The sequence below is a fragment of the Occallatibacter sp. genome, from assembly GCF_049802275.1.
GTDB lineage: Bacteria > Acidobacteriota > Terriglobia > Terriglobales > Acidobacteriaceae > Telmatobacter.
On the sequence record NZ_JBARMD010000132.1, the window covers coordinates 1 to 4,035 of the forward strand.

Below are 4,035 nucleotides of genomic sequence, written 5' to 3' on the forward strand. Positions count from 1 at the left end.
AACGGTATGAGCAAGGGATTGCTGGTTGGGTTGGGCGTGGTGGGCGTGATTGTGCTGGCGCTGTTCATGGTGGGTGGAAGCTACGTGAGCGCCAAGAACCAGATGGTGGCGAAGGACCAGACGGTTAAGTCGGCGTGGTCAGAGGTGGATGTGCAAATGCAGCGCCGCGCGGATCTGATTCCCAACCTTGTGGAGACGGTGAAGGGATTCACCAAGGAAGAAAGTACCGTATTCGGGGATATCGCGAACGCGCGCGCGGGCCTGTTGAATGCGAGGGGGCCGGAAGCGAAGATTGCTGCCAATGGGCAATTGGATTCGGCGTTTGGAAGGTTATTGGCGTTGACGGAGAATTATCCGCAACTGCGGTCAAGCGATCAGTTCATGCGCCTGCAGGACGAGCTGGCGGGAACTGAGAACCGCATCGGCGTGGCGCGCAAGCGATACAACGATGCAATCCAGGATTACAACACGTTTATCCTGCAGTTTCCGAACAGCATCTGGGCGGGCATGGCTGGATTCCATCAGAACAATGCGTATTTCGCAGCGAGCCCGGCAGCTCAGCAGGTGCCTAACGTGAAGTTTTAGCAGACAGCTCTCAGCCTTCAGCTATCGGCTTTCTGCCGGAAGGTGAGGGTTGAGCTGTTTCTATATCGAGCGTTTGCGATAACTGAACGCTGATCGCTGAGAGCTGACGGCTCAGTACTTCGGTATGGATGGAGTGCGATAAATCACCGAGAACCACGGTGGAAATCAGGCAGAGTAGAGGTATCCCTCGAAGGCTGGTGGTTGTTGTGTTCCGATTAGATTATTTTTCTTGTTTGCTTACAATTCTTTCGACAATCCTGGTTGGCCAGAAGAGATGGACAGGGTTCGTTGTAGCGGGCGTCAACAGCGCGATTGTGTGCGTGATCGGATTGCGCACGGGGCAGCTTGGGTTTATTCCGGCGAACCTTTTTTGCATCGCTGTGTATGTGTTCAGTATTCGTTCCTGGGTGAAGTCGGAGAACAGCTGTTAGCTTTTGGCTCTTGGCTTTCCCACGCATGGCACCAATGAGACTGCGCCATGAATGTGGCACCAGGCTCTTGGCTTTCCCACTCATGGCGCGATGAGACCGCGCCATGAATGGGGCACCAGTCCGGCATCCGAGTCAGAGTCAGAAAAGCAAAAAGGCCATCCATGGCTTGATGGATGGCCTTCGAAGCTTATCGAACCGATTCGATGTACCCGGTATACGTGCGATGCCCGTACGACTCACCAGAGACAAGCGCTTTGGCGGCTACTTGTAGGAGGCGATGGCGCTGGCTTCGTCGTCGTAGATGTCGAAGACGGTGTAGAGCTTGGTGAGCTGCAAAACGTCCTTGACCTTGCGGGTCAGGTTGAGTAGCTTGAGTGCGGCACCCTGATTCTTGGCTGTGGTATAGGCGCCAACGAGTTCGCCCAGTCCCGAGCTATCGATATAATTCACGTCGCCGAGATTCAGCAGGATGTTTTTGGATCCTTTGCTGATCAGGTCGCGAATGGCTTCGCGCAGTTGCACACTGCCCTCGCCCAGAGTGATCCGCCCGCTAAGGTCCAGGACGGTGACGCCGTCCAATTCACGGGAAGCGATTGTGAGTGCCACGGAAATTCCTCCTTTGTGAGTCATACAAGTTATAGCACTTCTGCGCGGTGCTGCAAGAGAACAGGCCTTCTATGGAATCGTTCCTGGCGATTCCACAAAACAGCGTCAGGAAGATGCTTCAGTTTTTTCCCCCGCTGGAACCAGGTGCTTGATCAGCGTCAATTCTGTTCCAGGCTGGAGTTGGCGGAAGTGGACCTCATCCATGAACGAGCGGATGAGGAAGATGCCGCGGCCGGTGCCGCGCAGGAGATTTTCAGGAGCGAGAGGATCGGGGAGGTGTTCCCAATCAACTCCTTTGCCTTGGTCGGCGATGGTAAAGACGAGCGATTTGCCGTTGTTTTCAAAGCCAGCTGTGACTTGTTTGGCGGGGTCATAGTCGTTGCCATGAAGGACCGCATTGACGGCGGCTTCGCGGACTGCCATCGCAATACGAAAGCGTTCTTCCTCGTCCACGCCGGCTTCTTCAGCCAACTTGTCTGCGGCAGCCTCAATCTCGCTGACGCTCTCCATGGTAGAGGGTAGCGAGAAGCTCCGCTTACCTGGTTTGGAATCGATCAAAGGCTTCGTCTCCGCCTCTTCCGGGAATGGCAAAGCCCCGCCTTACCGCGAGAGGAAGTGTTTAGTTTTCCAAGCAAGTCGGGAAAACGCTATAAACGGCAGTTTCATAGCTGAGGGCCGTTATGTCAAGAAGTGGTTTGAGTTAGGTGCAGTTTGGTCGCATGCGATGTCCAGGGTTGATAACGAAATACAGATGAGGACAAGTTTTTGCATCGCGTCAACGTCCCGGTGCACTTCTCTTTGGCATGCAAGCTGGGAGTGTTAGGAAAATGCCAGCGAAGAACTGCCGTTGCGAGTTTGCGGACTCCCGGAAGTAGCATCATCGGGTTATCATCGGGCTCGAGGCCAACTAGCGACTTAGGAATCCTACTTCTCACTTAGGTGGAGGGCGTAAATCTCGGTTAAACCCCGGTCACGCGTATACAGCGCGTTCCCGTCGGGGGTCAGAGTGAGCCAATTATCAAAACGTTGCTCCTGCGGCAGATCAATTTTTCTCTTCGGGGCTCGTTCCCCCAGGCCGATTCGCCACCATGCTGAATGGCCGGCCTTGTCGGTTACAAAATAGAGAGCCTTGCTATCCAGCGACCACAAGTTCCATCCAACGTTGCCCTCGTTTGATGTGAACCAAGTCGTCCACTCTTGCTTCTGGAAATCGAACAGCCGGATACCGTGCTGATCCACGGGAAAAGCCGCCAGATATCGTCCATCCGGCGACCAGCGCGGACTGAACAACCCCTCCGATCCCAGAACCGGCGTCACCTTGCGGGTCCGCAGGTCCACGCGCAGAAGTTCCATGCGCTCAACTCCCGTCTGACCGAGGTTCCGTGCGAAGATGATCTCGCTTCCATCCGGCGACCAGGTGGGGTCTGTCTGGCTATGGCTGTCTTCACTGTCCGGTATCACCTGTTCCGGAGTCCCTCCGTCCCGCGAAATCAATGCCAGTTTCCCCGGTCTGCCGGGAGGCGCCCATTCGAAGGCGATCCTCGTGCCATCTGGGGACCATCGGGCAATGGACGCTCCGGGAGAGGTGAGCTGCACGCGGCCGCTCCCGTCCATCCTGGATCGCCAAAGGCTGGAGTCCGGCACTGAGATGTAAGTGACCCACTGCCCGTCCGGGCTAAACGCGAGTTCGGTTGCCGAAATGCCGGAGAGGTAGGGGCCTGTCTGATGCGTCGCCGCTTCGTAGCGAACCAGCTCGGCGAGATTTTCCGCGCCACGCACAATCAGCGTTCGCCCGTCAGGGCTGAAGGTGCCCGGAGAATCGAAAACACCGGGACCTCGGGCCAGCAGCAGCACAGGTGCTGGCCGGCGGTGAGTGAACCACCCACGACGCTCGGGCAATAACCAGTGTTCCTCGACGAGCCAGCGTCCCTGGACCCAGCGTTCCTTGACGCCTGGCAACACGGCAAATACGTAATAGCGTCCGTCGGGACTCCACGCTCCCGGGATTTGGCTAGAGTGTTCCTGCCAGTCTGGTAGCAGTCGGTGTGCATCCGAACCGTCCGTGTTGGCTTCCCAGAGAGCACATCCAGATTGCTCACACCCGTCGAATCGCATGCGTTTTCCATCCGGAGAAACCCGCAGCATCCAGGTGGGAGGAGAAGGATTGGGAGCTGTCCAGAGCTTGCGCATCTGCGAACCGTCAGCAGCGGCAATCCAAATCTCACGGCCCTTGGTGAAAATGATCTTATTCCCATCGGGAGTCCATGCCGCGGCATTTGCGAAGACATTGCCCACTCTTCGCGGTGCACCCGCTGGCACAGGCACAATCCAAAGAGGCGACGGCTGGTTGTCCGAGCGAAGATCCGAGACTAGCAGGCTGGACTTGTCCGGCGCGATGTCGCGCAACCAGGGG

General features: G+C 56.7%; 4 protein-coding genes. 1 reads left to right on the forward strand and 3 read right to left on the reverse strand.

Annotated features, from left to right (window positions below; genetic code table 11):
• The coding region (locus WA354_RS04325; protein ID WP_472811781.1) for a LemA family protein at positions 1-585 on the forward strand (585 nt) is incomplete at its 5' end.
• 692 nt (positions 586-1,277) lie between these two features.
• Here the strand turns inward: WA354_RS04325 and WA354_RS04330 are convergent.
• The 3 genes from WA354_RS04330 to WA354_RS04340 all read right to left on the reverse strand — a co-directional run.
• Positions 1,278-1,622, reverse strand: coding sequence for an STAS domain-containing protein (locus WA354_RS04330; protein WP_348261832.1), 345 nt, complete (start codon positions 1,620-1,622; stop codon positions 1,278-1,280).
• A 105-nt stretch (positions 1,623-1,727) separates the two neighbouring features.
• Entirely contained in the window at positions 1,728-2,180 is a 453-nt protein-coding gene (locus tag WA354_RS04335; RefSeq protein ID WP_472811782.1) for an ATP-binding protein, read from the reverse strand.
• 366 nt (positions 2,181-2,546) lie between these two features.
• On the reverse strand, positions 2,547-4,035 hold a 1,489-nt coding region (locus WA354_RS04340; RefSeq protein WP_472811783.1), incomplete at its 5' end, for a TolB-like translocation protein.